4 pseudogenes are annotated in these 2624 nt (G+C 55.7%); 3 read left to right on the forward strand and 1 reads right to left on the reverse strand.

Annotation, left to right across the window (positions count from 1 at the left end):
* Window positions 1-89 precede the first annotated feature (89 nt).
* The 3 pseudogenes from EQW76_RS28555 to ltrA form a co-directional block, all read left to right on the forward strand.
* Window positions 90-353, forward strand: a pseudogene (locus EQW76_RS28555) (transposase); the annotation flags it as partial.
* Window positions 354-373: 20 nt separating this feature from the next.
* Window positions 374-556: pseudogene (locus EQW76_RS28560) on the forward strand (transposase); the annotation flags it as partial.
* Between the two features lie 557 nt (window positions 557-1113).
* Window positions 1114-2369, forward strand: a pseudogene (gene ltrA, locus EQW76_RS28570) (group II intron reverse transcriptase/maturase).
* A gap of 50 nt (window positions 2370-2419) precedes the next feature.
* On the opposite strand, the pseudogene EQW76_RS28575 reads toward ltrA, so the two are convergent.
* A pseudogene (locus EQW76_RS28575) lies at window positions 2420-2624 on the reverse strand (plasmid pRiA4b ORF-3 family protein); the annotation flags it as partial.

Genomic DNA, 2624 nt, shown 5'->3' on the forward strand with positions numbered 1-2624 from the left:
CAGTCTTGAATCATGCCTCGACCGATTTGGGAATCCACTTTGTCAACACGGCCTAAGCTGATTCAACATCCGCAACGGAGAGGTGGATGATGGGACAGGCCTTGAGCGATGATCTGCGAATACGAGTATTGAAAGCGTCGGCGTCGGGCATGTCGGCCCGACAGGCTGCGGCTCGTTTCGGCGTTGGAATTTCGACCGCGATCCGCTGGATCGCGAGAGCGCGACAGGGCGAGTTAAGGCCTCGGCCACAAGGCTGGCGACGACCATCGGCCGTTGATGCCCACGAGGAATTCGTGATCGCGTTGATCGATGACCGTAAGGATGTGACGCTCGATGAGATGGTTGGGCGCTTGTTCGCGGCGATGATCCTGTTGAGAAGTTCGCCCAGCACCAGCCGCTCAATCGCCAGAGCGAACGCTGTGCCCGCTAGGGCGTCGACCTTGGCTTATCGACATTGGCCGACCAAGTCGGAGCATGTGCCGCGGCGCTGAAGCCCATCCATTCGTTGATCGAAGCACATGCTCTGGCTGCTGAGCGACTTCATGGCGACGACAGTGTGCTGCAGAGCACTCGGAAAGGATGGTCTATATGGCCTGACAATCTTTGTGCTTGAAGCTGCGATAATGATGAGGGTTGGCCCCTCGGGTTCGGCTTTCAGGAGCTGGGCTCAAACCACTCCAAGCGGCTGCGTTTAAGAGACGTGGTCGTGAGCGTTAAAGGTAAGTCTAGGGCAAACCCTGGACCGGTACGCATCCGAGAGACGAATGAAAATGAACCTTCCGATGAAGCGTCGTAACGTGGAACCTGTCGTCAAAACCAGAGGTGTGTCGTCTCTTTGGGATCAGCTTGTCAGATGCCTGGTAACCGGGCAAGCGGCGACCGGCGTTGAGGGGGCGTGAAGCGGATGCAGGCATTGTCGCGGAACTGCAGGAACCAGTCGCTCCGATGCAAAGGGAGAAGCACAAGCGGAGAAAACCGTGAGGCGAGAGTACCGATGCGGAGCACTGGGACGGACCGATCTGTAGTAGCGATGAAGGCTCGTAATGGAGCTGGAGCGAAGAGGTCGGATCAGGTGGGCGTATCATCAACACAACTGGCAACAGGAGGACGTTGATGGATACGCAAGGCAAACCGTTCAATATCAGTAAGCAGAAGGTGTACGAAGCTTATCTGCAGGTGCGATCCAACGGAGGCGCAGCTGGTGTGGATGGAGTAACGATTGAGCAGTTCGAGGCCGATCTGAAGGGGAATCTCTATAAGATCTGGAACAGGATGAGCTCAGGCACTTACTTTCCTCCGCCAGTTCGCGCCGTTTCCATTCCTAAGAAGAGTGGAGGCCAGCGGATCCTCGGGGTGCCAACAGTGGCAGATCGCGTGGCCCAAAGTGTGGTCAAGCAGATGATTGAGCCGGATCTAGATGCAATCTTTGTGGCAGATTCCTATGGCTATCGGCCCGAAAAGTCGGCGCTGGATGCCATCGGCGTTACGCGCAAGCGGTGCTGGAAATATGATTGGGTCCTGGAATTCGATATCAAAGAACTGTTTGACAATATCGACCACGACCTTCTGCTACGGGCTGTACGCAAACACATAACGTGTGCCTGGGCGCTGCTCTACATCGAAAGATGGCTGACAGCACCAATGCGGAAGGAGGATGGGGCAACCGTCGAGCGAAACTGCGGCACGCCACAAGGCGGTGTCGTTAGCCCGATACTTGCCAACCTCTTCCTGCATTATGCATTCGACGTGTGGATGGGCAGACAGTTCCCTGACCTGCCATGGTGTCGTTACGCGGATGATGGACTGGTGCATTGCCGGAGCGAGAGTGAAGCGCGGATCGTCAGAGAAGCGCTTGCAGCTCGTCTTTTGGAATGTCGCTTGGAAATGCATCCCGCGAAAACGAAAATCGTCTACTGCAAAGATGATCGACGGAGGTGTCGGCACGAGACCGTCAAGTTCGACTTTCTCGGGTATTGCTTTCGTCCGCGATCCGTCCGGGGTCCAGTTACGCAGAAAACGTTCTGCGGATTTACCCCGGCCGTCAGCATATCATCGCTGAATTCGATGCGGGAGAGGATACGAAACCTGAAACTCCGCAAACGAACAGAGGTGACGTTTAGGATGACATTGCCCGCGAGATAAACCCGATCGTTCGGGGATGGATCGCATACTATGGGCAATACTGGCGCTCGGCACTTTATACGATGGCGAGATACATCAACGAAACGCTCTATGTTTGGTTTAAACGGAAATATAAGCCCTTTCGCAAACGCCTGGGGCAAGCGCGTCTCTTTGTTGCAAAGATTGCGCGTGAAAACCGGAAGCTGTTCGTACACTGGCGACTTGGTAATGGCATGGAGCTCGCTTGATGGGAGCCGGGTGAGGTGAGAGCCGTATGCATTCGCCGAGGACCGCAGGTTCAGCTTTTCTTTCGCGATCGGCGCTTCCACTTTGCAGCTAAAGCCTCGACGTTTTTGCGGAGATTGGCGGCGTCGACATCGCCAGGATCGTAGTGCGCATCGCTCCACCATTCCACAAGTTCGTGGTGACGCTCATGGTTGGTGTCCGTAATGGCCTCGCGGAACTCTTCATAACCCCACGGACCGCCGACATCCTCCGGTGGA

This window comes from Rhizobium sp. rho-13.1, from assembly GCF_007000305.1.
Taxonomy (GTDB): Bacteria; Pseudomonadota; Alphaproteobacteria; order Rhizobiales; family Rhizobiaceae; genus Rhizobium; species Rhizobium rhododendri.